General features: G+C 66.6%; 21 protein-coding genes and 1 pseudogene. 9 read left to right on the forward strand and 13 right to left on the reverse strand.

Annotation, left to right across the window (positions count from 1 at the left end; all coding sequences use genetic code 11):
* From AC1DIX_RS23355 to AC1DIX_RS23375, 5 genes are all read left to right on the forward strand, one after another.
* Positions 1 to 293: MarR family winged helix-turn-helix transcriptional regulator (locus tag AC1DIX_RS23355; protein WP_477327792.1), on the forward strand; the 293-nt coding region annotated here is incomplete at its 5' end.
* The gene (locus tag AC1DIX_RS23360; protein ID WP_477327794.1) at positions 290 to 2329 is read left to right on the forward strand and encodes an FUSC family protein; all 2040 of its coding nucleotides are present in this window, start codon (positions 290 to 292) and stop codon (positions 2327 to 2329) included. The genes AC1DIX_RS23355 and AC1DIX_RS23360, both read left to right, overlap by 4 nt.
* A 13-nt stretch (positions 2330 to 2342) precedes the next feature.
* The gene (locus AC1DIX_RS23365; protein WP_442121245.1) at positions 2343 to 2549 is read left to right on the forward strand and encodes a DUF1656 domain-containing protein; all 207 of its coding nucleotides are present in this window, start codon (positions 2343 to 2345) and stop codon (positions 2547 to 2549) included.
* Position 2550: 1 nt separating this feature from the next.
* Positions 2551 to 3537 (forward strand): efflux RND transporter periplasmic adaptor subunit, encoded by a 987-nt coding sequence (locus AC1DIX_RS23370; protein WP_477327796.1) that lies wholly within the window; start codon positions 2551 to 2553, stop codon positions 3535 to 3537.
* A gap of 9 nt (positions 3538 to 3546) precedes the next feature.
* Entirely contained in the window at positions 3547 to 5073 is a 1527-nt protein-coding gene (locus AC1DIX_RS23375; protein ID WP_477327798.1) for an efflux transporter outer membrane subunit, read from the forward strand.
* A gap of 39 nt (positions 5074 to 5112) precedes the next feature.
* Here the strand turns inward: AC1DIX_RS23375 and AC1DIX_RS23380 are convergent, their stop codons facing one another.
* The 3 genes from AC1DIX_RS23380 to AC1DIX_RS23390 are packed head-to-tail and all read right to left on the reverse strand — an operon-like array spanning position 5113 to position 8973.
* Positions 5113 to 7332: a xanthine dehydrogenase family protein molybdopterin-binding subunit gene (locus tag AC1DIX_RS23380; RefSeq protein ID WP_477327800.1), complete on the reverse strand. Its 2220-nt coding sequence runs from the start codon at positions 7330 to 7332 to the stop codon at positions 5113 to 5115.
* Complete coding sequence (locus AC1DIX_RS23385) at positions 7329 to 8339, reverse strand: FAD binding domain-containing protein (protein WP_477327802.1); 1011 nt, start codon at positions 8337 to 8339, stop codon at positions 7329 to 7331. Before AC1DIX_RS23385 ends, AC1DIX_RS23380 begins: the two co-directional genes overlap by 4 nt.
* A 13-nt stretch (positions 8340 to 8352) precedes the next feature.
* A complete protein-coding gene (locus AC1DIX_RS23390; protein WP_477327804.1) occupies positions 8353 to 8973 on the reverse strand; it encodes a (2Fe-2S)-binding protein in 621 nt (206 codons plus the stop codon).
* A gap of 91 nt (positions 8974 to 9064) precedes the next feature.
* On the opposite strand from AC1DIX_RS23390, the gene AC1DIX_RS23395 reads away from it, so the two are divergent.
* Entirely contained in the window at positions 9065 to 9490 is a 426-nt protein-coding gene (locus tag AC1DIX_RS23395; protein WP_442121239.1) for a hypothetical protein, read from the forward strand.
* Positions 9491 to 9520: 30 nt separating this feature from the next.
* Here the strand turns inward: AC1DIX_RS23395 and AC1DIX_RS23400 are convergent, their stop codons facing one another.
* From AC1DIX_RS23400 to folE, 3 genes and pseudogenes are all read right to left on the reverse strand, one after another.
* On the reverse strand, positions 9521 to 10129 hold the full coding sequence (locus AC1DIX_RS23400) for a phosphatase PAP2 family protein (protein WP_477327806.1): 609 nt from the start codon (positions 10127 to 10129) through the stop codon (positions 9521 to 9523).
* A gap of 167 nt (positions 10130 to 10296) precedes the next feature.
* A pseudogene (locus AC1DIX_RS23405) lies at positions 10297 to 10572 on the reverse strand (transposase); the annotation flags it as partial.
* A 242-nt stretch (positions 10573 to 10814) separates the two neighbouring features.
* A complete protein-coding gene (folE, locus tag AC1DIX_RS23410; protein ID WP_442121237.1) occupies positions 10815 to 11381 on the reverse strand; it encodes a GTP cyclohydrolase I FolE in 567 nt (188 codons plus the stop codon).
* 150 nt (positions 11382 to 11531) lie between these two features.
* Here folE and AC1DIX_RS23415 point away from each other — a divergent pair, with 150 nt between their 5' ends.
* On the forward strand, positions 11532 to 12410 hold the full coding sequence (locus AC1DIX_RS23415) for a hypothetical protein (RefSeq protein ID WP_442121236.1): 879 nt from the start codon (positions 11532 to 11534) through the stop codon (positions 12408 to 12410).
* A 6-nt stretch (positions 12411 to 12416) separates the two neighbouring features.
* On the opposite strand, the gene nudC is transcribed toward AC1DIX_RS23415, so the two are convergent.
* Positions 12417 to 13250, reverse strand: a complete 834-nt coding sequence (gene nudC, locus AC1DIX_RS23420) for an NAD(+) diphosphatase (RefSeq protein ID WP_477327808.1) — start codon at positions 13248 to 13250, stop codon at positions 12417 to 12419.
* A gap of 161 nt (positions 13251 to 13411) precedes the next feature.
* On the opposite strand from nudC, the gene AC1DIX_RS23425 reads away from it, so the two are divergent.
* Positions 13412 to 14464: a glycosyltransferase family 9 protein gene (locus AC1DIX_RS23425; RefSeq protein WP_477327810.1), complete on the forward strand. Its 1053-nt coding sequence runs from the start codon at positions 13412 to 13414 to the stop codon at positions 14462 to 14464.
* Here AC1DIX_RS23425 and AC1DIX_RS23430 read toward each other — a convergent pair.
* The 6 genes from AC1DIX_RS23430 to AC1DIX_RS23455 form a co-directional block, all read right to left on the reverse strand.
* Positions 14455 to 15081: a DUF4254 domain-containing protein gene (locus AC1DIX_RS23430; RefSeq protein WP_477327812.1), complete on the reverse strand. Its 627-nt coding sequence runs from the start codon at positions 15079 to 15081 to the stop codon at positions 14455 to 14457. The genes AC1DIX_RS23425 and AC1DIX_RS23430 overlap by 10 nt on opposite strands.
* 144 nt (positions 15082 to 15225) lie before the next feature.
* Positions 15226 to 16401 (reverse strand): MFS transporter, encoded by a 1176-nt coding sequence (locus AC1DIX_RS23435; protein ID WP_477327814.1) that lies wholly within the window; start codon positions 16399 to 16401, stop codon positions 15226 to 15228.
* A 489-nt stretch (positions 16402 to 16890) separates the two neighbouring features.
* Positions 16891 to 17709, reverse strand: coding sequence for an alpha/beta fold hydrolase (locus AC1DIX_RS23440; protein WP_477327816.1), 819 nt, complete (start codon positions 17707 to 17709; stop codon positions 16891 to 16893).
* A gap of 149 nt (positions 17710 to 17858) precedes the next feature.
* Entirely contained in the window at positions 17859 to 19316 is a 1458-nt protein-coding gene (locus tag AC1DIX_RS23445) for an amidohydrolase family protein (RefSeq protein WP_477327818.1), read from the reverse strand.
* A 112-nt stretch (positions 19317 to 19428) separates the two neighbouring features.
* Complete coding sequence (ssb, locus tag AC1DIX_RS23450) at positions 19429 to 19941, reverse strand: single-stranded DNA-binding protein (protein ID WP_442121229.1); 513 nt, start codon at positions 19939 to 19941, stop codon at positions 19429 to 19431.
* 265 nt (positions 19942 to 20206) lie between these two features.
* Positions 20207 to 21493, reverse strand: a complete 1287-nt coding sequence (locus tag AC1DIX_RS23455) for a PQQ-like beta-propeller repeat protein (RefSeq protein ID WP_477327820.1) — start codon at positions 21491 to 21493, stop codon at positions 20207 to 20209.
* A 359-nt stretch (positions 21494 to 21852) separates the two neighbouring features.
* Here AC1DIX_RS23455 and uvrA point away from each other — a divergent pair, with 359 nt between their 5' ends.
* A complete protein-coding gene (uvrA, locus tag AC1DIX_RS23460; RefSeq protein WP_442121227.1) occupies positions 21853 to 24702 on the forward strand; it encodes an excinuclease ABC subunit UvrA in 2850 nt (949 codons plus the stop codon).
* The last annotated feature ends 44 nt before the right edge of the window (positions 24703 to 24746 follow it).

The following is a 24746-nucleotide window of genomic DNA, read 5'->3' on the forward strand; positions in this document are numbered from 1 at the left end:
CCCTGAGCCTGGAAGCCTCGTCGATGGTGCGCGTGGTCGACCACCTGATCGAGTCCGGCCTGCTGGAGCGCCACGACGATCCGAACGACCGCCGCGCCAAGATCCTGCGCCTGACCGACGAAGGCTACAAAACCGCCGAGCTGATGGACCAGGCCCTGGTCCCGTTCCGCCGCAAGCTGTTCGATGCCTTCGAGCCGGCCGACGTCGAAGCCTGCCTGCGCGTGCTGGCCGGGCTGCCCGACGCCATCACGAATCTCACCCTGTCCCAAGCCGCCGAACGCAAGAGCGCATGAAGCTGTTCACCTGGTCGGAGGCGCTGTTCTCCGTCAAATCATTCGTGGCAGCGATGCTTGCGGTGTACATCTCGATGCGCATCGGACTGCCACGACCTTTCTGGGCGATGATGACCGCCTACATCTGTGCCGCCCCGTTTGCCGGACCGACCCGTTCCAAGGGCCTGTACCGCGCGGGCGGCACCATCCTGGGCGGCACCATGGTCACCTTCGTGGTGCCGCGCCTGGTCAACTCGCCCGAGCTGCTGTCGCTGGTGCTGGCGCTGTGGATCGGCGGCTGCCTGTTCGTCTCGCTGCTGGACCGCACCCCGCGCTCCTATCTCCTGATGCTGGCCGGTTACACCGCCGGCCTGATCGCCTTCCCGGCCGTGAACGACCCGGGCGCCATCTTCGACATCGCGCTGGCGCGCGTGGAAGAGATCACGCTGGGCGTGACCTGCGCGACCCTGATCCACAGCCTGGTGCTGCCGGCGCCCTTCGGCCCGGTGCTGCTGGCGCGCCTGGACCATGCGGTGCGCGATGCCCAGCACTGGATCCGCGACGCCCTGAATCCGGCCGGCGATGCCCGTTCCGCCGGCGACCGCCGCAAGCTGGCCGGCGACATCACCGAGCTGCGCCTGATGAGCACCCACCTGCCCTTCGATACCTCGCACCTGCGCTGGACCGGGCGGGCGGTGAACGCGCTGCAGGAACGCCTGGCGCAGTTCGTGCCGGTCGTCTCCGGCATCGAAGACCGCCTGACCGCGCTGCGCACCATGGGCGCCACCAAGGTGTCGGAGCACTGGAGCGCGCTGCTGAAGGATGTGGTCGCGCTCACCGACAATCCGAAGGAGACCGTGATCGCCAGGCAGGGCAAGCTGCTGCACGACCGCATCGACGAACTCGCACCAAAGGTCCACCGCGACCTCGGCTGGGCCGGCATGATCGAGCTGAACCTGGCCGCCCGCCTGCGCCGCCTGGTCGACATCTGCCTCGAGACGCGCGCCCTGCGCCAGCACATCGATGCCGGCGTCGCCGGCCGCCTGCCGGACGAAGTGCGCAAGCTGCCGAACGTGCCGCCCAGCGCCCTGCACCTGGACTACGGCATGGCCGCGCTGTCGGCATTCGCCGCCACTTTCGCGGTGCTGATCTGCTGCGCCTTCTGGATCCTGACCGGCTGGCCGGGCGGCGCCACCGCGCCGATGATGTGCGCCGTGCTGTGCTGCTTCTTCTCGACCCAGGACGACCCGGTCCCCTTCATCAAGAGCTTCCTGCACTGGACCATCTATTCGATCCCGGTCTCGGCCCTGTACCTGCTGGTGCTGCTGCCCGCCGTCCACGGCTTCGAAGCGCTGGCGCTGGTGTGTGCACCCATGTTCCTGGTGCTGGGCGTGCTGCTGGCCCGTCCGGCCACCTTCGGGCGCGCCATGCCCTTCCTGTTCGGCATCTGCGGCACCCTGGCCATGGTCGATACCCATAACGCCGACATGATGTCCTTCATGAACATGATGCTGTCGCAGGTGCTGGGCCTGACCGTGGCCGCGGTGACGACCCGGGTGGTGCGCACCGTGGGCGCCGCCTGGACCGCGCGCCGCCTGCTGAAGGCCGGCTGGAGCGAGCTGGCGCGCCTGGGCGGCGGCGAAAAGACCACGCTGCCGGAATTCTCGGCGCGCATGGTCGACCGCATCGGCCTGCTGACCCCGCGCCTGGCCTCGGCCGGCGGCCACCAGGACCTGCAGGCGCGCGACGCGCTGCGCGACCTGCGCATCGGCCTGAACATGACCCTGCTGCAGGAAGCCCGTCCCCAGCTCGGCCGCGGCGACGCCGCCCTGAGCCCCCTGATGTCGCAGCTGTCGCAGCATTTCGCGCGCCTGCCGGCCGTCGACAGGGATGGCGAAGCGCAGCTGCTCGACGCCCTCGACAACTCGCTGCGCGCCATCTGCGAAGGCGCCCAGGATGGCGCCCAGCGCGAGGCGCTGGCGGCGCTCACCGGCATCCGGCGCGACCTGTTCCCGCAGGCGGCGCCGTACCAGCCTGCCCTTATGACTGCAATCTGACAATGGAGATCCGATGATCGGCGAAGTCAGCATCTATGGCCTCTTCCTTCCTCCGCTCCTGCTGCTCACGCTGGCGGCGTTGGTGGTGTCGCGCCTTCTCAACCTGGTCCTGGCCCGCACCGGCTTCTATCGCCTGGTGTGGCACCCGGCACTGTTCGATTTTTCCCTGTTCGTCATCGTGCTTGGCGCACTGACGTATTTCACACGTAACTGGTCCTGACATGGCTTCGAAAAATTTTCTTCCGGCGGTCGGCCGGGTGGGTATCACTTTGCTGGTGGCCGCGGGCGCTGCCTACGCTGGCTGGCAGCTGTGGCGCCATTACGAGGTCGAGCCCTGGACCCGCGACGGCCGCGTGAAGGCCTATGTGGTGCAGGTGGCGCCGGACGTGACCGGCCAGGTGACCAAGGTCTACGTGCACGACAACCAGCGCGTGGCTCTAGGGGAACCGCTGTTCGAGATCGACCGCGCCCGCTTCGAACTGGCGCTGCGCCAGGCCGAGGCCCAGGTGATCGCGGCCCAGGCCGCGCTGTCCCAGGCCCAGCGCGAGAACACACGTAATACCCAGCTCGACGACCTGGTCTCGCAGGAAACCCGCGAACAGGGCCAGACCCGCACCGACCAGGCGCGCGCCGCCCTGGCCCAGGCCGAGGTCAACCGCGATACCGCCAGGCTGAACCTGCAGCGCTCGCACGTGGTGTCGGCGGTGGACGGCATCGTCACCAACCTCGACCTGCGCGAAGGCGCCTACGCCACCGCGTCCCACCCGGTGATGGCCCTGGTCGACCGCAACACCTTCTATGTCGAAGGCTATTTCGAAGAAACCAAGCTGCCCGGCATCCAGATCGGCGACAAGGTCGAGGTGACCCTGATGGGCACGCGCCAGCCGATCTCCGGCCACGTGGAGAGCTTCGCCGAAGGCATCGCCGACCGCGACCGCTCCACCGGCGCCAACATGCTGCCGAACGTGAACCCGACCTTCAACTGGGTGCGCCTGGCCCAGCGTATCCCGGTGCGTGTCGCCCTCGATCCGGTGCCGGCCAACGTGCGCCTGGTGGCGGGCCAGACCGCGACCGTGAAAGTGCTGCCGGCTGTGGCCCAGCCTGCGGCCGCTCCCGCCGCAGCGCCCACCACGGCGCCCACGGCAACGCCTGCCGCGAAGGCGCCGGCCGTCGCCGCCGCCGCACCGGCCGCCAAGGCAACGCATTAAGGAATGATCATGAACCGATACCGCTCCACTGCTAAAAGAGTACTGACCCTGTCGGTGCTGGCGGTGGCGGTCGCCGCCTGTACCACGGTCGGCCCCGACTACCACGTGCCGAAGAACGCCGTGGTCAAGCGCGACGCCGCCAACGCGCCCTTCATGGGCGCCGCCGAAAAATCCTTCAAGTCCGAGCCGCTGCCAGCCGATTGGTGGCACCTGTACCAGGACCCGGTGCTGGACAAGCTGATCGTCAAGGCCTTCAGCGCCAACGCCGACCTGCGCGTGGCCGCCGCCAACCTGCAGCGCGCGCACGCGGTGCTGGAAGAGGTCGAAGAGAAGAAGCGTCCGGAAGTCGAAGGCAGCGTAGCGCCGCTGTATGGCCGCCTCGCCGGCGAATCGATCGGCATCCCCGAAACGCTGCCGCGCACCGGCATCTACGACGGCGACATCAAGGTCTCCTACCAGCTCGACATGTTCGGCCGCATCCGCCGCGCCATCGAAGCCGTGGAAGCCGACCAGGACGCCGCCCAGGCCGCCGCCGACCTGGCCCACGTGATGGTCGCCGCCGACACCACGCGCGCCTATGTGGAAGCCTGCTCGGCCGGCTACCAGCTGAAGGTGGCGCAGCAGTCGGTCGACCTGCAGCAGAAGTTCGCCAACCTGACCACCGAGCGCGTGCAGCGCGGCCGCGGCATCGCGATCGACACCAGCCGCGTCAACGCCCAGCTCGACCAGTTGCGCGCCAACCTGCCGCCGCTGATGGCGCGCCAGCGCACCGCCCTGTACCGCCTGGCCGTGCTGACCGGCGAAGTGCCGAGCGCCTTCCCGGCCGAGGTGGCGCAGTGCACCACGCCGCCGCGCGTCGCCACCGCGATTCCCGTTGGCGACGGCGCCGCCCTGCTGCGCCGCCGTCCGGACGTGCGCCAGGCCGAACGCCAGCTGGCCGGTGCCACCGCCCGCATCGGCGTCGCCACCGCGGAGCTGTACCCGAACATCACCCTGGGCGCCTCGATCGGCGGGGTCGGCTTCATGAAGGACTTCGGCAACGCGAACACCTGGAAGTTCGCGCTCGGCCCGCTGATCTCGTGGAGCCTGCCGTCGACCAGTTCGGCGCACGCGCACATCGCCCAGGCCAATGCCGGTACGGCGGCCGCGCTGGCCCGTTTCGACTCGGTGGTGCTGAACGCCCTGCGCGAGACGGAATCGGCGCTGACGGTGTATGCCCGTGAACTCGACCGCAACGCCATGCTGCGCTCCTCGCGCGACCAGAGCGCACTCGCCTCGCAGCAGACGGCCAAGCTCTACCGGTACGGCCGCACCGACTTCCTGGCCGCGCTGGACGCCGACCGTACCCTGGCCAGTGCCGAAAACCTGCTGGCAGCGTCGGATGCGCAGCTGGCGGCGGATCAGGTGCAGCTGTTCCTGGCTTTGGGAGGTGGTTGGGAGAATACCCATGGCAAGCATGGCGGACATGGCGAAGGCAAGGAAGCCAAGGGTGAGCACGAGGCTGCTGCGCAGCAGGCGGCTGGCGCCCACCACTAATGCGTAAACCGTCGTCCCCGCGAAAGCGGGAACGACGGGTCAGAGGAGCTTATCCAGCGTAACCGGCAAATCCCGCACCCGCCTGCCGGTAGCGTGGAACACCGCATTCGCAATCGCCGCCCCCACACCGGTGATGCCGATCTCGCCGATGCCCTTCGCCCCCAGCGGGTTCACGTGCGGGTCGTCCTCGTCGACGATCTGCACGTCGATGCCCTGGATGTCGGCATTGGTCGGCACGTGGTACTCGGCCAGGTTGCCGTTCACCGCACGTCCGGAGCGGCCGTCGATGAGGGTTTCCTCGAACATCGCCAGGCCGATGCCCCAGACGATGCCGCCCATCAACTGGCTGTAGCCGGTCTTCTCGTTCATCAGCTTGCCGACCCCGTAGACGCCGACCACGCGCGGCACGCGGATCTCGCCCAGCGCCTCGTCCACCGTCACCTCGACGAATACCGCACCGAAGGCGTGCATCGAATACTTCTTCTTTTCGTCGCCGGGTTCGGCCTTCGCCGTCACCTCGACCGGCTCGCCGTGGCGCGCGACGATGGCGGCCATGGCTTCGCGGCGCGACGGTTCGTCCAGCAGATACAGTTCGCCGTTCTCGACGCCGATCCGGTCGGCGGTTGCGCCGAACAGGGGCGAGGCCTGGTCGGCCAGCGCGATGCCCGCCAGCTTCAGGCGCAGCGCATGGCCGGCCGCCTGCACCGCGGGCGCCACGCTGGCCACCGTGGTCGAGCCGCCGGAGACCGGCGCTTCCGGCATCCGCGAGTTGCCGAGTTCGAAGCGCACCTGCTCCACCCTCAGGCCGATGGCGTCGGCCGCCACCTGGGTCATCACGGTATAGGTGCCGGTGCCGAGGTCCTGGGTGGCGGAACGGAACAGCGCCGTGCCGTCCGGCTGCAGGCTGGCCGAGCACTCGCCGGCCGAGCGGTTGGTCGGATAGGTCGCGGTGGCCATGCCCCAGCCGACCAGCTTGTCCCCGCGCTTCATGGAGCGCGGCTGCGGCTTGCGGTCCTTCCAGCCGAAGCGCTCGGCGCCGATTTCGTAGCACTGGCGCAGCGATTTGCTCGACCACGGCAGGTCCTTGCCCGGGTCCTTTTCCGTGTAGTTCTTCAGGCGCAGCGCCAGCGGGTCCATGCCCAGCTCATACGCCAGCTCGTCCATCGCGGATTCGAGCGCAAAGGTGCCGCTGGCTTCGCCCGGCGCGCGCATGAAGGTCGGCGTGCCCAGGTTCATGCACGCCAGCCGGTGCGTGGTCTGCTGGTGCGGGCTCTCGTACATCATGCGCGTGACGATGCCGCAGGGTTCGATCCAGTCCTCGATCATCGAGGTATAGGCGATGGTGTCGTGGCCGGAGGCCAGCAGGCTGCCGTCCTCGGTCGCGCCCAGCCGGAAGCGCTGCTCGGTGTTGGGCCGCTGGCCGACCGGGCCGAACATATTGTTCCGGTCCAGCGACAGCTTGACCGGACGGCCCAGCATCTTCGCCGCCATCGCCGTCAGGGGCGCGTGCGACCACACCGATCCCTTCGAGCCGAAGCCGCCGCCGGTGTAGGGGCAGATCGCGGTCACGTTGTCGGGCGGGATGCCGAAGATGGCGGCAAGGATGCGCTGCACGCCCTTCATGTACTGGGTCGATTCGTGGATGGTCAGTTTGTCGCCGTCCCCGCTGTTGCTCCATTCAGCGATGGTGGCGTGGGTCTCGAGCGGATTGTGGTGCTCGATCGGCGTCGTGTAGGTCGCGTCCAGGCGCACGCTGGAGGCGAGCCAGCCGTCCGCCAGGTCGCCGCGCCTGGTATCCGTTTCCTCGGCCAGCACCTTCTCGGGCGGATGCAGCTTCTGCCTGGCCTGTTCGAAGTCGAGCACGGCGTCCTTCTTCTCGTACTCGATGTGCAGCCGGGCCGCGGCTTCGCGCGCATGCTCGTAGGTGTCGGCCACGACCACCGCGATCGGCTGGTTGTTGTAATAGACGTCGTCTTCCTGCAGCAGGGTCAGGCGGCGGCCGATCGGCGGCTGCAGCTTGCCGTCCCTGGTTTCCTTCGGCAGGCGCATGGCGTTCTGCGGGGTCATCACCAGCAGCAGGCCGGGCACTTCGCGGGCCGCGCTGTCGTCGATGCGGACTACCCGGCCGCTGGGGATGGTGCTGGTCACCAGCACGGCGTGGGTGAGTCCCTCGACCTGGTGTTCGGCCGTGTAGTGGGCTGCGCCGCTGACCTTGGCCCAGGCATCGGTACGGTTGATGGGTGCGCCGATTCCGTTCATGCCGCGGTTCCTTTCTCAGCTCCTGCTTTCCTGATGACCGTTTGCAGCGCCCGCACGACCGCGCGACGCGCCAGTTCGACCTTGAAGCCGTTGTGCGCATACGCCTGGGCGCCGGCAACCGCCGCCTCGCCGGCGCGCGTCAGCAGTTCGGCGCTCGGCGCCTGGCCGCGCAGGATGGCTTCCGCATCCGGTACCCGCCACGGCTTGTGGGCCACGCCGCCCAGCGCGATGCGCAGGTCGCGGAGTTTGCCGCCGTCGAGGTCGACGGCCACCGCCACCGACACCAGCGCGAAGGCGTAGCTGGCGCGATCGCGCACCTTCAGGTAATGCGAGTTGCGCGCGAACGGCGTCAAAGGCAGCTCCACCGCCGTGATCAGCTCTCCCGGCTTGACGACGGTATCGACGTCCGGCCGGTCTTCCGGCAGGCGATGGAAGTCGACCAGCGGCACCTGGCGCTCGCCGTCCGGTCCCTGCAGGTGGACCACGGCGTCCAGCGCCGCCAGCGCCACCGCCATGTCCGACGGGTGGGTCGCGATGCATTGCGGGCTGGCGCCGAGGATGGCGTGGATGCGGTTATGGCCGTCGATGGCATCGCAGCCCGAACCCGGGTCGCGCTTGTTGCAGCGGGCGAAGGCGGGGTCGGTGAAGTAATAGCAACGGGTGCGCTGCAGCAGGTTGCCGCCCACCGTCGCCATATTGCGCAGCTGGGTCGTGGCGCCGTTCAGCAGGGCTTCGGACAGCACCCGGTAGCGCCGGCGCACCAGCGGGTCGGTGCCGACCGCCGTGTTGCTCGCCATCGCGCCGATGCGCAGGCCGCCGTCCGGCAGTTCCTCGATGGCGGACAGCGCGAGGCGGCTGACGTCCACCAGGCGCACCGGCTTCTCGATGCCGCTTTTGTACAGGTCCAGCAGATTGGTGCCGCCGCCGATGAATTTCGCGCCGGGCTCGCGCGCCAGCTCGATCGCGTGGTTCACGTCACGCGCGCGTTCGTAGAAGATCGATTGCATGCAAAGTTTCCCTTCAGGCCTGGCGCAGCACGACGCTGTGGATCGCCTTGACGATGTTCGGATAGGCGCCGCAGCGGCACAGGTTGCCGCTCATGCGCTCGCGGATCTCGTCCTCGGTGAACAGGGAGGGTTCGAGCTGCTCGCCTTCCGTGACGGCGCTGGCCTGGCGCTGCTTGACCTCGTCGAGCAGGGCCACCGCCGAACACACCTGGCCCGGCGTGCAGTAGCCGCACTGGAAGCCGTCGCAGTCCATGAAGGCCTGCTGCATCGGGTGCGGCTGTTCGGCCGTGCCCAGCCCCTCGACCGTGACGATCTCGCGGCCGTCGTGCATCACGGCCAGGGTCAGGCAGGAGTTGATGCGCTGGCCGTCCACCAGCACGGTGCAGGCGCCGCACTGGCCGCGGTCGCAGCCCTTCTTGGTGCCGGTCAGGTGCAGGACTTCGCGCAAGGCGTCGAGCAGGGTGACGCGCGGTTCGATGTGGAGCTGGTGTTCGGCGCCGTTGATGCGCAGCTTCAGCGGCTGCGGCGGCGCATAGGGCGCGGGGGACAGGGCATGCGCGCCCTGCCCGATTTCCCGGTGTTCGTCTTGTGGCATGGTTTCGCTCGCTTCTTTAGCTGATTGACATCGGTCCATGATGGCCGAAATCCGGAAAGCGAGGAGCGCGCGTGATGTTATTCCGCCAAGGAATCAATCACTTAGGAAATTTTTGTTTTATACTCCTGACATGACCAAACGCTCCCTCCTGATCCTGGCGACGCCCTTGCTGCTGGCCGGCTGCGTCAACGAAACGGCCAGCTATGCCATCGACAGCAGCGACCACGCACTGACCGTGATCGTCACGCAGGATTATTTCTGGAGCAAGCAGGCCGGACTGCGCCTGATCGCGTCGCGGCTGCCGGACTGCCAGCGCCAGTTCGACCTCGGCAAGACCCCGATGGCCGACCTCAACGTCGAACTGTTCTCGACCGGAGAAGACAGCTACCTGCTGCGCTCGGGCGACGAGATGTGGCAGGTCGACACCCAGAACTGCACCCAGCTGCCGCCGCCCGCCGACAATGTGCAGGCCCAGCCGATCGGTGTATTCCACTTCGACGGCAGGAAAAAGCTGGTGTTCGAACGCGCGGAAGGCGCGGCCGCCAGCGCTCAGTAAATCTCCTCGGTCAATCTGTTTGAATAACGCTCACGGCCGCAGCCAGCCGCGCGCGATCGGACCGGCCAGCAGGCGGCGGTACAGCGAGCCCAGCGAAACGGTGAGCAAGGCGCAGACGCTGTCCGCCAGGCGCGTCTGGAACAGCAGGGTCATGCCCAGTGCCACCGCCAGCGCGCCCAGCATATCCAGCGGCCAGTGCACGCCAAGGAAGACGCGCGCCCACGCCACCACGAAGGCCAGCGGCAGCAGCGAGCGGCCGAAACGCTTCGCCGCCGGCACGCTGCTGGCGGCCAGCACCAGGGAGACGGTGAACATGATGGTGCCGTGGTCGCTCGGGAAGGAGCTGTCCGGCGCATGGTGCAGGAAATTGTGGCCGACGCCGGCAACGAAGGGCCGCGCGTGATACCACAGCAGGCCGATCAGGGCATTGATGCCCAAAGCGCAGCCGGTCGCGGCCAGCGCCTTCACCGCCGCTTCGCGCTGCGCGCCCGCCCCGCGCATCCACAGGCCGACCAGGCCGATCGGCACCAGCAGGATCAGCCATTCGGCACAGAACAGGGCCAGTTCCAGGCGCCAGCCATGCAGGCCGGCGTTGGAGTTGATCATGGAAAACCACAGCAGATTGATGTTCTCGAACATGACTACATGACGCGCGGATGACAAAACGCGACTGTATCAGCTCGGCAGTGGGAACTCACACACCATTACGCAAATTTAACCAAGTTCGCTGACGCGCTTACGCTGCTTGCACGCTTACTTCAGCGTTGTCCGGTCAGATGGCGCAAGCGTGCGATCTCGGTGCTGCGGCCGAGGCGTTCGAGAGCGCTCTCGAGCAGGGTGCGGTCGCCGTCGCGCAGCATGGTCCATTGCGTGAAGTATTCGTGCACGGTACGCCAGGGAGGGAACTCGGGCGGCATGCTGCGCCAGGCGCTGCCGGTATGCAGGAAGTAGAGGACGGCGCAGAAGACATCGTACAGGTCGTGCTTGCGCGGCCTGGTCTTGCGGCGCGCCGCCTCAAGCATGTCGCGGACGGTCTCGAACTGCTCGCGCGTTAGATCGCTAGGAAATGTAGGCCTGTTCATGTCGTTCGCCTCAGACAAAGTCAATTGGAGACGCGTGATACGGAACGGTTCCCGACTAGCACGTGAAGGCCTCGCGATGCCGACCAGGCGGTCGAACGGCGGGGTTTTGTCAATACAGTGTAGCAGGGGATTCCGCACACTGCTGCGGTTTTTACACAGCGATACACGGCGAGCGCGGCCCTGCGCGGCATGGCGCATCGGACCGGTGGAAGGAATGGGCGGCGCGTGGCCGCCCGGGAAGATCAGTCGCGGGCCAGCGCCAGGAACTCGGTGCGCAATCCCAGGTTCGGCTGCAGTTCGCCCAGCATGGCCGAGGTGATGGTTTCCTCGCCCGGCGTGCGGATGCCGCGGCTTTCCATGCACATGTGGCGGCACTTGATGACCACGCCGACGGCCTTCGGTTCCAGCACTTCCATCAGCGTATTGGCGATCTGGACCGTCAGGCGCTCCTGCACCTGCAGGCGCTTGGCGAACACATCGACCAGGCGGGTCAGCTTCGACAGGCCGACGATCTTGCCGTTCGGCAGATAGCCGACGGTGGCCTTGCCGAAGAAGGGGGCCAGGTGGTGTTCGCAATGGCTGTAGACCGGGATGCCGCGCACCACGATCAGCTCGTTGTATTCCTCGGCGCCATCTTCGAAGGCCTTGAGGATCTCGACCGGATCCTGCTCGTAGCCGGAAGTCCAGTGCTTCCAGGCCTTGGCGACGCGCGCCGGGGTCTCGTGCAGGCCGGGACGATTGGGATCTTCGCCGAGGCTGGCCAGCAGGCGGCGCCAGTCGTTTTCGGTGAAGACTTCTTTGTCAGACATGGTTAACCCTAAAATTGAAGACTGCCGAGAGTATATAGAAAATGCAGTCGATCTACAGACTGCGGGCTATTTCTTTGAGCGAAATGGACGCGGCCTTGGCATCGATGCGCTAGCGTGGTCGACGTCCTTTTCACTGCTAGGAGAACAGCCATGCTCGGCAGCACTGTCCTGGAAGTCGCCATCGGCCTGACCTTCTGTTACGGCACGGTGGCCCTGATCGTCACCACCCTGCAGGAGGCACTGGCCTCCCTGTTCCGCCTGCGCGCCAACACCCTGCTGGCGGGCATCAAGAGCATGCTCAACGACCCGGCCTTCGACGGCCTGGCGCGCGCCGTGTATGCCCATCCTCTGGTCAATCCGCATACCGACGGCAACGCCGCGAACGAGCGCGCGCTGCGCTCGAAACCATCCTACATCGAACCCGCGCATTTTGCGATTGCCCTGGTCGACAGCCTGTGGAAGGTACCGGGCGACTTCCTCCAGCTGCGCAGCGCCATCGACACGATCGCCGACCCGCAGCTGCGGGCCGCCATGCTGGGCATGGTTAGCCGCGCGCGCGACCTGCAGCAGTTCCAGGACATGCTGGCCGGCTGGTTCGACAATGCGATGGCGCGCATGTCCGGCGCCTACAAGCGCAAACAGCTGCTGATCTCGCTGCTGCTGTCACTGCTGCTGGCGATCCTGTTCAATATCGACAGCATCCACCTGTTCCGCACCCTGTGGCAGCAGCCGGCCCTGGCCGCCCACCTGAAGGACGTGCCCGGCGCGCTCGACCCGGCCGTGATCGACGCCCTGATGGCCCTTCCCATCGGCTGGACGAAATTTCCGCCGGTGCTGGACGCCGACTTCGCGCTGCAGGCGGCGGGCTGGATGATCACCGCCACCACCGCCCTGTTCGGCGCGCCGTTCTGGTTCGACCTGATGCAGCGGGTGGTGCGCATGCGCGCCACCGGCGCCAGGCCGGAAGAGGTGCCGCTGGCGCTGCGGATCGAGGGGAAAGTGGCGGCGACGCCGGTACCGCTACCTTGAATTAACTCAGCGCCCGGAAGGCCGGTGCGCATCCACCAGCACGCTCGACACCGACACGTGCGGCACGCGCTCCGGCCACTCGTCGTCCGGACCGAACCAACGCGCCTCCATGATCTCGTTGGGATCGGTACGGATCTCGCCGTCCAGGTAATCCGCGGTAAACGCGATCATCAGCGAATGCGGGAAGGGCCAGGACTGGCTGCCGAAATAGCGCAGGTTGTGCACGCGCAGGCCGACTTCCTCGAACACTTCGCGGTGCACCGCCTCCTCGATCGATTCGCCGGCCTCCAGGAAGCCGGCGAGCGGCACGAAGCGCTTCGAGGGCGACTGCGTGTGCAGGGCCAGCAGGAAGGAATCCCCCTTGCGGATCAGCACCATCATCGCCGGCGAGATGCGCGGATAGGCCATGTGGCCGCAGTTCGTGCACTTGAAACAACGTTCCCCCGCCATGCGGAAGGTGGCACTGCCGCAGGCGCCGCAGAAGCGGTGGGTGCGCGCCCATTCGGCTACTTGGGCCGCCCGTGCGGCCACCCCCAGCAAGGTCTCGTCGAACTCCGCGAACAGCGAACGCAGGCCGCGCCAGCCATAGCCCTGGGGCGCGCGCGCTTCGTCCTCGACCCAGCCGGCCTGGCAATAGCGGCCGTCCAGCAGGCCGACCGGCTGCAGGGCTTGCGGGTCGAGAGCCAGGCTGGCGACGGCGGCGCGGTCGGGCAGGGCCAGGTCGGCTTCGCGCACCAGCAGGCGGCCTGCATGAAAGATGAACGACAGCGCGTCATCCGCTTGCTGCGGGTCCTGCGGGGGCGCCATCAGGGGCGTGAACGAGGCGGGCGTCTGGAGCATGGTGGTATCCGGTAACGAGATAACCCGATCATACCGCGACACGCACGGCTTCGATGACCATGCCCTGATATCCCTCGCTTGGCGGCGCAGAACTATTCCCGGCTCATCATGCTCCAAACCTTCGCTGGACCGTTACGGCGCACATGCAGAAGGAGGAAACGATGATCCGCCGTCCATTCCTGCACCGCCTCGACCCGCCATCCGTCGTCGTGTTCCGCGCGCTCCAGCTGGGCGACATGCTGTGCGCCGTGCCGGCCCTGCGGGCGCTGCGCTCGGCCGTGCCGCGCGCCCACATCGCCCTGGTCGGCCTGCCCTGGGCGCAGCAGTTCGCCGACCGCTTTACCGGCTACGTCGACGAGTTCATCCCCTTTCCCGGCCATCCGCTGCTGCCCGAACAGCCGGTGCAGCGCGACGGCCTGGCGCGCTTCTACAACAGCCTGTCCGCGCGCGAGTTCGGGCTGGCGATCCAGCTGCACGGCAGCGGCGACGTCAGCAACGACATCGTCAGCGGCTTCGGCGCCAAAGCGCTGGCCGGCTATTCYCGCGGCGAGGCGGTGGTCCGCGGCCGCACCGTCCTGCTGCCCTATCCGGAGACGGGGACCGAGCCGGAGCGCCTGCTGGGCCTCATGGAGCGACTCGGCGCCGAGGCGGCCGGGCTGCACCTGGAGTTTCCGCTGTCGCAGCAGGACGAGGAAGAACTCGACGCCAGCGGCCTGGCGAAGAAGTTGAAGGACGCCGCCTATTTCTGCATCCACCCCGGCGCGCGCCAGCGCGACAAATGCTGGCCGCCGCCGCGATTCGCCGAAGTCGGCGACCGCCTGGCAGCGGAATTCGGTCTGCAGCCGGTGCTGACCGGATCGGCCGCCGAAGCCGACCTGACGGCAGAAGTGGCATCCCACATGCATCACAAGCCGCTGGATGCCGCCGCCCCGATCTCGATCGGCGCCATGGCCGTGCTGATGCGCAAGGCACAGCTGCTGCTGTGCAACGACACCGGCGTGTCCCACATTGCCGCCGGCCTCAGGCTCAAAAGCGTGGTGGTATTCAGCAAGGCCGACATTGCGCGCTGGGCACCGCTCGACCGTCACAGCCACCGCTGCATCTGGGACCCGGACGCCCAGCGCGCCGCCGTCGTGCTGCAGCATGCGCGCGCCCTGCTTTCCGGCACCGGACCGAGCCGCCAGCGCAGCGTGGGGATGTGGCCTTACTGGTGACGCTGCGCCGCCTTGTCCGCCGCCTGCGTCTTCCCGTACAGCCAGGGATTCAGGCTGGGATCGTCGTACATCTTGAACTGGCGGTAGACCTTGAAGAAGGCCTGTCCCGCCCGCGCCTCGGCCAGCAGCTTGTCGAGGCAGGACATCAGGTCTTCGCGCTGCGCAGCCAGGCGCTCCAGCTTGCAGGCGCAGGCGTGCATGTGGTCTGGCCCGGCTTCGTGGCGCCGGGCCTGGGCGCGCATGTGGTGGATCTTGAGCGCCAGGATCGACAGGCGGTCGATCATCGCCCCCGCGGTTTCGCTCGACAGGCGGGCGCCGGGACGGCGGCTGATGCGCTCGAACTCGCGCAGCAGGCGTTCGTCGAGGGCCTCGACCGCGTCGTTGCGCTTCTGGTTGTAGCGGTCGATCAGGCGCTTGCCGGCGGCGATCTCGGTGGGCGGCACGTCGAGCCGGCGGGCGCGGTCTTCCTCGCGCCACAGCAGGCCGTTGTAGCGGTGGTTGGCGGCGATCCAGGTCCAGGCGCCGGATTGGGCGTCATCGAAGATGGGCCAGTCGGGATTGCGCAACTGCCGGTCGTGGAAAGCCGCGACCGATGCCGCGTCGATGGTGCTGTGCATGAAGACTCCCTGCTGTACGGTGGCGACAGCGTTTGGAGTGCCCAGGCATACGGGGAGTTCACGCGACCACCCCCATGCTTGGCGGGGCGCAAACGGTGGAGACCAGGATAAAAAAGGGCGGCGCCTTGCGGCAACCGCCCCTGATTACTTCAGCATGCGGGCGCGGGTGGCCACCCAGGCGATCAGCGTTGCCAGGCCGCCGACGTAGGCGATGGCGATCTGCATGCCGAAGCTCTGGGCGATGGCGCCGATCACCGGCGGACCCATCAGGCTGCCGCTGTAGGCCATGCTGGCCACGCCGGCCAGTGCTGCCGGACCCTGGCCGCCGGCGGCGCTGAACACGAACGGAAACACCAGCGACATGCCGAGACCGGCGACGGCAAAGCCGAACAGTGCGCAGTAGGCATTCGGCGACAGCACGGCGAAGAACAGGCCGGCCGCGCCCAGCATCGAACCGCTGGTCACCAGCGGACGGGCGCCGTAGCGGGCCTTCAGCTTGTCGCCGACCAGGCGCGACAGCAGCATCATCACCGAGAAGCAGGACAGGGCCAGCGGTGCCAGGCCGTCCGATGCGCCGAAGTGCTCTTTCAGGAACACGCCGCTCCAGTCGGCGATGCTGCCTTCGGCCATCGAACCCAGGAAGCCCAGCGCGCCCAGCACCAGCAGTTCGCCGCGCGGCAGCGTGAACTTCTTCTTCTCGACGGTGGCGCCGGCACTGTCGTCGGCATCCAGCATGGTGTAGGCGTAGTACAGGACGACCGCCAGCGGACCGGCCAGCATCAGGAAGTGGGTGGCCGGCATGATGTGCAGGCTGGCCATCAGGCTGCCCAGGGTCGCGCCCGCCAGGCCGCCGGCGCAGCCGAGGCCGTGCAGCTTGGACAGTTCCGACTTGCCGGTCGCCTTTTCACGGGCGGTGGCGGCCGAGTTGATGGCGACGTCGAAGGTGCTGGCGGTGATGCCCAGGCTCAGCACGGCCATCATCAGCAGCGGCACGGTCGGGGCGGCGCCGATGGCGATCAGCACGCACAGCAGGGCCAGGCCCGAGAACAGCAGGGTCTTGCGCGCGCCGAGCGAGGCCATCATGCGCGACGAGATCGGATAGGACAGGACGGCGCCCAGGCCGCCCATCAGCAGCACCATCGACAGCGCCGAGTGCGAAACGTGCACGCGCTCGGCCATCGCCGGGATGCGGCCGGCCCAGGAACCCATGATCACGCCGAACAGGGTGAACAGGACGGGCAATGCATATTGCTGAGCCTGCGCGATCGACGGGGTGCGAGCGATGGCTCGGGCGGTGCTGGTGCGGGAAGGAGTCGGCATTATTCGTTTTCGGGAAGCTGAAAGCAAAAAGCCAACCAGAAGTAGTTGGCTATCGGAAACTGATGGAAGGGAATTCTACGCCCTCCACAAGACTTTTGCTTTGCCGTGCGGAAAAAAATTTCTTTCCATTTGTAAGCATTTATCGAAGCGTTGCGCGATATAGACAAAATGATGCAAGCGATAACGAAAATTTCTTCGGAAACAGAGAATAAGTCGAATTTAGCGGTGAATTACGTGAAAAAGACGCGTGATATCAGCCATACGCAAACCTCATAATGGCCGCGATTTGTGACTGGAAAGCAAAAAATCGCCGCGGAACCCGCCGCTGCCGGACGCGTGAAAGCCACCTCGCCGCGTGTCATGCGAGCAGGTTTTCCGCAGGAGGGATTTTGTAACTGAATGCAACGCGCAGCTGCTGCCAGCGTTACGAATGTGCGGATGCAGCCCGGTCGATCAGGTCGACCGGGACACTGCACCGACCTGCGCCGGTCAGCTCTTCAGGAAATCCAGCATCAGCCCGTTGAGCTGCTGGGCGTGGGTCGCGGCAAAGCCGTGCGGCGCGCCCTTCACCACCTCGAGGCGGCTGCCGGGAATCATCTCGTGCGAGCGCTGGCCGGACACTGCCAGCGGTACGATCTGGTCGGCGTCACCGTGGGCGACCAGGGTCGGGATGTCGAATTTTTTCAGGTCGGCGCGAAAGTCCGTGGTGCCGAAGGCAAGGATGCATTGCTCGGTCGCCAGCGGCGATGCCGCCCAGGCCTGCCATTTGCTGAAGGCGAGCAAGTCCTGGCCTTGCCCCGGCTGCAGGTTGTAGAAATTCGGGAAGAAACCCTCGAGGAAGGCGATACGGTCCTTCCTCACGCCTTCCAGCATGCCGTCGAACACGGATTTGTYCACGCCCTCCGGGTTGTCGTCCGTCTTTGACAGGAATGGCGGCACGGCGCCCAGCAGCATGGCCTTCGACACGCGCTCCGTGCCGTAGCGGCCGATGTAGCGCGCCACCTCGCCGCCGCCCATCGAAAAGCCCGCCAGCGCCACATCGCGCAAGTCGAGCTGGGTGATCAGCTCGTTCAGGTCGGCGGCAAAGCTGTCGTAGTCGTAGCCCGCGGTCGGACGGCCGGACTGGCCGAAGCCGCGGCGGTCATAGGCGATCGCGCGGTAGCCGGCCTCGGCCAGCGCCGTGATCTGCGATTCCCACATGCGGTGGCTGAGCGGCCAGCCGTGGATCAGCACCACGGGTTTTCCTTGTCCCTGTTCGTAGTAGTACAGCTCGGTCGGATTGGCGCCGGACGTGCGGATGGTAGGCATGGACACTCCTTTCATGAGAAGTCGGCAGTGTAAGGCTTTGCCCGGCGACGAATCGCACGCTTGCCCGCCGCTACAAGCTGAATCCCCTCCAGCTTCTCCGAGCGCTTGTCGTTCCGCCCGGCGGCAGCGGTTCCATCATCTGTCCTTGCTTACTTCGCCGCGTTCCAGGCCGCAACCTTGGCACGCGTCTGCGCCAGCATGGCGTCCAGCGCCGCCCGATCCTGCAATTGACCGCGCAGCACCACGGCGCGGATCTCGCGCAGCGCGCCGATATCCTCCAGCGGATTGCGCTCGACCAGCAACAGGTCGGCCGCCTTGCCGGCTTCCACCGCGCCGTAGCGATCGAGTTTGCCGAACCAGGCCGGTCCCGCGCGCGTGGCCGCGGCCAGCGCCTGGGGCGGCGTCAGGCCGAGTTTGACGAACAGGGCCAGCTCATCGTGCAGGCCGATGCCGGGATAGTTGAACGAATTGAGGAAGCCCGCATCGGTGCCCGCCATGATCGTCACCCCGGCTTGTTGCAGCATGGGCAGCACGGCCGCCACCTGCTCATAGTGGGCGTGGCGCGCCGCCACGTCGGCCGGCGTGGCCTTGGCCGCGCGGTCGACACGCCACTGGTAAGTCTGGCGCAGGCGCGGACCGATATAGGCAAGGTAGGCGTCCTTGTCATGCGCTTCGCTGTCGAGAAAGGCCAGGACGCGGCTGCCGTTCAGGGTCGGCGTCACGAACACGCCGGCTTGCGCCAGCTGGCGATACGACGCCATCGCCACTTGCTGGTCGAAGCCTTTGGCAAGGCGGGCGCTGGCCTGGGCGCGCGTGATGCGGCCAGCCGCAAAATCGGCGGCGATACTGTCGCCATCACGCACTCCTGCGTTGTAGGCGTAGTCGAGGTGTTCGATCGAACTGATGCCGGCATCGACGGCCTGGCGCACCGTCAGCGCCATCGGGATGTGGCCCGAGGTGCGCATGTGGCGCGCCTTGGCCTGGGCCAGCGTGTACAGGAACAGCTGGGGATCGAGCGTGCTGTCGGTGATCTTGACGAAGTCGACTTTATCGCGCCGCTGCAGGCGGTCCAGCGCGGCGTCGGCATCGGCCCGGCTGCCCACCTCCAGGGTGCCCTTCCAGACCGGCTTGATGCCCTCGATCTTGGCGCCCGAGGTGAACAGCTGCGGCCCGAACAGGCGGCCTGCCGCGATATCGGCGCGCCAGGCCAGCACTTGCTCGGGCAAGTCGCCCGAGGCGTCGCGCACGGTCGTGATGCCATGCGCGACATACAGCGGCAGCAAGGCCTGGTTTTCTTCGATCAGTTCGGGACCACCGCCGAAATGCACGTGCATATCCCACAAACCGGGCAGCAGGTAACGGCCGGCGGCATCGCTGTTGCGCGTGGCGCGCCAGCCGGCGGCGATGAGGGCGTCGGGACCGCTGGCGACAATGTCCTGGCCGCGCACGGCCACGGCCTGGTCGTCGAGAACGCGCGCCTGCGCCACGTCGACCACGCGCGCATGGCGGATCAGCAGGTCAGCCTGGGCCGGCTCGGCCGGCTCGGCCGCTTGGACGGAGGACAGCAGGAATGCGAACGAGAAAGCAAGGGGGCGAAACAGGGACATGGCAAGTCGAATCAGTAGAAGGTGAACGGGATGCGGAAGATCAAAAGAAAACGGCGAGCGCCGGGTGGCGCTCGCCGTTTCGACAAGGAATCCGCTTGGGGACCTTCCTGGTTTAGAACGGGATGTCGTCATCCATATCCGAGAAGTTCGGTGCCGGTTTCGGCTGCGGACGGGCTGCCGGTGCCGGCGGGGCCTGGCGCGGCGCCGGACGGCTCGGCGGTGCGTCGTAGCTGTCGCCGCCGCCGCCGTAGCTGTCGCCACCACCGAAGCTGTCGCCACCGCCCATGCCCTGGCGGCCGCCCAGCATCTGCATGTTTTCAGCGATGATGTCGGTGGCGTAGCGTTCGATGCCGTCCTTGTCGGTGTACTTGCGGGTCTGCAGGCGGCCTTCGACGTAGACCGAGGAACCTTTCTTCAGGTACTGGCCGACGATTTCAGCGAGGCGGCCGAAGAAGGAGATGCGGTGCCACTCGGTCAGCTCTTTCTGTTCGCCGGTGTTGCGGTCCTTGGATTTGTACGAAGTGGCCACAGCGATGTTGGCGATGGCGTCGCCGCTCGGCATGTAGCGGATTTCCGGATCGCGGCCGAGGTTGCCGACGATGATGACCTTGTTGACTGATGCCATGGTGAAACTCCTTCAGAATGATGTGAGCCCTGGCTCTGCGTGTTGACTAAGTGCCAGGGAAATTAAGGGTATTGCCTCCGTTATTATGCCTGTTTGCTAGGCTTAACAGGCAACTTTTTAAACGCTGCGGAGGCAGGCGCATGCCGGTTTATCCGACATCCGCTCAGACAGGCAAAATGGGGGCGAAGTGCCCCATTTGGAAGAGACGCCCGTCAAAGTTCTCGAGGTAACGATGCGCTAGTAAGTCGCTTTACCCGAGCGCTTTTTACTCGAGGTTCACCGCGGTAATCTCGCCCCCGAGCGGCGTGATGTACAGCACCCCGTTCGGCGACAGCGACAGCCGGCCTCCCTCCGGGCAGGACCACACGACCTTCCGRGTCGCGATATCGATCGCAACCGTGCCGGCGCCGCCCTGCGGCTCGCCGCTGACGAACAGCAGGTTCCTGGTGGCCAGGATCGAATGCGAGACCGAGACCGGGCCCGGTCTCGGCATGCTCCACAAGGTCTTGCCGGTGGCGCGGTCGAGCGCCAGCACGGCATTGCCGGTGACGCCGTACAGCACCGGCCCCGGCGGTGCTGCCATCTCCAGCAGTACCGGCCCCTGCCACTTGAAGCTGCCCTGGGCGATGCCGGTCGCCACGAGTCCGTTCGGCGACAGCGCATACGCCAGGCCATCCGCCACCATTCCGTCCATGGGGCTGTCGGTGAATTGGCGGTGATGATCCACCACCTTGGCGCCGGTCTTCRCATCCATGCCGAGCAGGCCGCCATCGGAAAAGGCCACGTAGACCCGGCCCTGGTCGACGGCCGGCGCGAAGGCATGGTTCGGCGCGCCGGTCCACTCGCTTTCCCACAGCAGCTCATGGGTCGCGGCGTCGAATTTCGCCAGCAGCTTGCCGGCGGCGCGGTCGTTCACGTAGATGCCGCCGTCGGCAATGACGGGCGCCATGCGCATGTCGGCGGTCGAGTGGCCGGGTGCACGCCGGCTCGGGATGACCCGCTTGTCGAGCAACGCGCCGGTGCGCTGGTCGAAGAACAGGAGGGCATCGCCATCGATGCCGGCCTGGGCGCTCAGCACCACCTTGCCGTCATGGGCCGCCGGCGGATCGACGAGGTCGAATTTGCCGAGCGCCGCAGCCCAGCTTTCCTTGCCCGTCGCTTCGTCGAGGGCGCGCAGGGTCCATTGCCCGGCGGCGTCCTGGACGACGGCGAAGGCCTGCCCCTTGTCGAGCGCAAGCTGGACCTGGGAAACCGATGCGCCGGCAGGCAGGGACCAGGCGAAACGGCGTGTGAATCTTGCCGGGTCGAAGGCGGCGGGCACGTGGTTCGTGTGACCGGCATTGCCGCCCGTCGCCGACCAGGCCGGCAGGCCCGGCATGGCGGACAAGGGCGTCAGGTGGCTTGCCGGCGCCGCCTGCGGCAAGGCGCCGGCGGGAACGCGCGCCGGCCCGGCAACCGGGCTGGCGCCGACCGCACCCTTGCCGCTGCCGTTGCAGCCTGCCTGTGCGATGGCCAGCGTCGCCAGGAACAGCGTGCGCAGGATGATCTTCATGAAATGAGCCGGGGACGGCAAGCGTTGAAAACCGAAAAGTATTTCACTGTCCGGCCGACCTCTCAATTCCATTCCAATAGAAACCAAAAGTAATTATGCACTTGATACTTTTAATAAAACGCCACCTGTCTCAGGAATTTATTTCGAGATTTTGATCGCTTTGTCATTGAAGAGGGCTTGAAGCAGCCCACATACGAAAGACCAGAGATTCCATGTAGATAACGCGGCCACAGTTAATTCACGCCACGTATACCACTGTGAATAAAAACAGGTAAACTAGTGAGTTCTTCTCGCTTGGCCCGCTCACCGTGGAACTTCGTGCGCCGGCCCTCAACCATTCGAAAGCCAGCAAAAACCTGATGGAAGAAATCCGAATCCGCGGCGCCCGCACGCACAACCTCAAGAACATCAATCTCGACCTGCCGCGCAACAAGCTGATCGTGATCACCGGCCTGTCGGGCTCCGGCAAATCCTCGCTCGCCTTCGATACCCTGTATGCCGAGGGCCAGCGCCGCTACGTCGAATCGCTGTCGGCCTATGCGCGCCAGTTCCTGCAGCTGATGGAAAAGCCGGACGTCGACCTGATCGAAGGCCTGTCGCCGGCGATCTCGATCGAACAGAAAGCGACCTCGCACAACCCGCGTTCGACCGTCGGCACCGTCACCGAGATCCACGACTACCTGCGCCTGCTGTACGCGCGCGTCGGCACGCCCTATTGCCCGGACCACTCGCACGAGCCGCTGACCGCGCAGACCGTCTCGCAGATGGTCGACGCCGTGCTCGCCATGCCGGAAGAGACCAAGCTGATGATCCTGGCTCCGGTGGTCGCCAACCGCAAGGGCGAGCACAGCGACCTGTTCGCCTCGATGCAGGCCCAGGGCTTCGTGCGCTTCCGCGTGCAGAGCGGCACCGGCGACGCCAGGATCCATGACGTCGACGACCTGCCGAAGCTGAAGAAGACCGAGAAGCACACCATCGACGTCGTGATCGACCGCGTGAAGGTCAACGCCGAGATCAAGCAGCGCCTGGCCGAAAGTTTCGAAACCGCGCTGCGCCTGGCCGACGGCCGCGCCGTGGCCTACGAGATGGACACCGCCAAGGAACACATCTTCTCGAACAAGTTCGCCTGCAATGTCTGCGGCTATTCGCTGCAGGAGCTTGAGCCGCGCCTGTTCTCCTTCAATAACCCGATGGGCGCCTGCCAGGAATGCGATGGCCTGGGCCACATCGAGTTCTTCGATCCGAAGCGCATCGTCGCCTTCCCCAACCTGTCGCTGGCCTCCGGCGCCGTGAAGGGCTGGGACCGCCGCAACCAGTTCTACTTCCAGATGCTGAGCAGCCTGGCGCAGCACTACGGCTTCGACCTCGACAAACCCTTCGAGCAGTTGCCGAAGACGGCCCAGGACGCGGTCCTGTTCGGCTCCGGCAAGAACACCGTGCCCTTCGCCTATGTGAACGAGCGTGGCCGCACCGTGATCCGCGAACACACCTTCGAGGGCGTGGTCAACAACCTGCAGCGCCGCTACCGCGAGACCGATTCGATGGCGGTGAAGGAGGAGCTGGCCAAGTTCATCAACGAGAAGGAATGCCCGACCTGCGGCGGCGCGCGCCTGCGCACCGAAGCGCGCTATGTCCGCATCGGCCACGGCGAGCAGGAACGCGCCATCTACGAGGTCGCCAGGACCCCGCTGCGCGACTGCCTGGCCTACTTCGACAGCCTGCAGCTGACGGGCGCCAAGAAGGACATCGCCGAGCGCGTGATCAAGGAGATCATCGCGCGCCTGAAATTCCTGAACGACGTCGGCCTCGACTACCTGTCGCTGGACCGCAGCGCCGATACCCTGTCGGGCGGCGAAGCCCAGCGTATCCGCCTGGCCTCGCAGATCGGCTCCGGCCTGACCGGCGTGATGTACGTGCTGGACGAGCCCTCGATCGGCCTGCACCAGCGCGACAACGACCGCCTGATCGCGACCCTCAAGCACCTGCGCGACATCGGCAACAGCGTGCTGGTGGTCGAGCACGACGAGGATGCGATCCGTACCGCCGACTACATCGTCGACATGGGTCCGGGCGCCGGCGTGCATGGCGGCGCCGTGATCGCCGAGGGAACGATCAAGGACATCATGAAGAACAAGGAGTCCCTGACCGCGGCCTACCTGAGCGGCCGGAAGAAGATCGAGGTGCCGAAGAAGCGTACCGAGGCCGACCCGGAGCGCATGCTGCACATTAGCGGCGCGACCGGCAACAACCTGAAGAACGTCACCCTGGAACTGCCGGTGGGCCTGATGACCTGCGTGACCGGGGTGTCCGGCTCGGGCAAGTCGACCCTGGTCAACGACACGCTGTATCCTGCCCTGTCGCGCCACCTGTACGGCTCGCAGACCGAGCCGGCGCCGCACGCGACGATCCACGGCCTGGAACACTTCGACAAGGTGATCTCGGTCGACCAGGCGCCGATCGGCCGCACCCCGCGTTCGAACCCGGCCACCTATACCGGCGTGTTCACCCCGATCCGCGACCTGTTCGCGACGGTGCCGACCGCGAAGGAACGCGGCTACTCGGCCGGCCGCTTCTCGTTCAACGTGAAGGGCGGCCGCTGCGAAGCCTGCCAGGGCGACGGCGTGATCAAGGTCGAGATGCACTTCCTGCCGGACGTCTACGTGCCTTGCGACGTCTGCCACGGCAAGCGCTACAACCGCGAGACGCTGGAAGTCCAGTACAAGGGCAAGAACATCACCGAAGTGCTGGAGATGACGGTCGAGGACGCGCATGAGTTCTTCAAGCCGGTGCCGGTCATCGCCCGCAAGCTGCACACGCTGCTGGACGTGGGCCTCGGCTACATCAAGCTGGGCCAGAGCGCGACCACGCTGTCGGGTGGCGAGGCGCAGCGCGTAAAGCTGTCGCTGGAACTGTCCAAGCGCGACACCGGCCGCACGCTGTACATCCTGGATGAACCGACCACCGGCCTGCACTTCGCCGACATCGACCTGCTGCTGAAGGTGATCCACCGCCTGCGCGACCAGGGCAACACGCTCGTGATCATCGAGCACAACCTGGACGTGGTCAAGACCGCGGACTGGATCGTCGACCTCGGTCCCGAAGGCGGCGCGGGCGGCGGCACCATCGTCGCCACCGGCACGCCGGAGGACGTGGCCAAGAACAAGGCCAGCGTGACCGGCAAGTACCTGAAGCCGCTGCTGAAGCAGTAAGCCAAGAGGACGTCGTCCCCGCGCAGGCGGGGACCCAAGTTATG

It is taken from the genome of Massilia sp. 05N420 (assembly GCF_056397205.1).

Bases quoted from the DNA above. Each gene is read 5' to 3' on its own strand.
- nudC (WP_477327808.1), bottom strand. From the start codon at position 13,250: ATGCTCCAGACGCCCGCCTCGTTCACGCCCCTGATGGCGCCCCCGCAG.
- AC1DIX_RS23370 (WP_477327796.1), top strand. From the start codon at position 2,551: ATGGCTTCGAAAAATTTTCTTCCGGCGGTCGGCCGGGTGGGTATCACT.
- AC1DIX_RS23360 (WP_477327794.1), top strand. From the start codon at position 290: ATGAAGCTGTTCACCTGGTCGGAGGCGCTGTTCTCCGTCAAATCATTC.
- AC1DIX_RS23390 (WP_477327804.1), bottom strand. From the start codon at position 8,973: ATGGACCGATGTCAATCAGCTAAAGAAGCGAGCGAAACCATGCCACAA.
- ssb (WP_442121229.1), bottom strand. From the start codon at position 19,941: ATGGCATCAGTCAACAAGGTCATCATCGTCGGCAACCTCGGCCGCGAT.
- AC1DIX_RS23435 (WP_477327814.1), bottom strand. From the start codon at position 16,401: ATGCCGACTCCTTCCCGCACCAGCACCGCCCGAGCCATCGCTCGCACC.
- AC1DIX_RS23445 (WP_477327818.1), bottom strand. From the start codon at position 19,316: ATGTCCCTGTTTCGCCCCCTTGCTTTCTCGTTCGCATTCCTGCTGTCC.
- AC1DIX_RS23385 (WP_477327802.1), bottom strand. From the start codon at position 8,339: ATGCAATCGATCTTCTACGAACGCGCGCGTGACGTGAACCACGCGATC.
- uvrA (WP_442121227.1), top strand. From the start codon at position 21,853: ATGGAAGAAATCCGAATCCGCGGCGCCCGCACGCACAACCTCAAGAAC.
- AC1DIX_RS23375 (WP_477327798.1), top strand. From the start codon at position 3,547: ATGAACCGATACCGCTCCACTGCTAAAAGAGTACTGACCCTGTCGGTG.
- AC1DIX_RS23365 (WP_442121245.1), top strand. From the start codon at position 2,343: ATGATCGGCGAAGTCAGCATCTATGGCCTCTTCCTTCCTCCGCTCCTG.
- AC1DIX_RS23380 (WP_477327800.1), bottom strand. From the start codon at position 7,332: ATGAACGGAATCGGCGCACCCATCAACCGTACCGATGCCTGGGCCAAG.
- folE (WP_442121237.1), bottom strand. From the start codon at position 11,381: ATGTCTGACAAAGAAGTCTTCACCGAAAACGACTGGCGCCGCCTGCTG.
- AC1DIX_RS23395 (WP_442121239.1), top strand. From the start codon at position 9,065: ATGACCAAACGCTCCCTCCTGATCCTGGCGACGCCCTTGCTGCTGGCC.
- AC1DIX_RS23400 (WP_477327806.1), bottom strand. From the start codon at position 10,129: ATGTTCGAGAACATCAATCTGCTGTGGTTTTCCATGATCAACTCCAAC.
- AC1DIX_RS23430 (WP_477327812.1), bottom strand. From the start codon at position 15,081: ATGCACAGCACCATCGACGCGGCATCGGTCGCGGCTTTCCACGACCGG.
- AC1DIX_RS23415 (WP_442121236.1), top strand. From the start codon at position 11,532: ATGCTCGGCAGCACTGTCCTGGAAGTCGCCATCGGCCTGACCTTCTGT.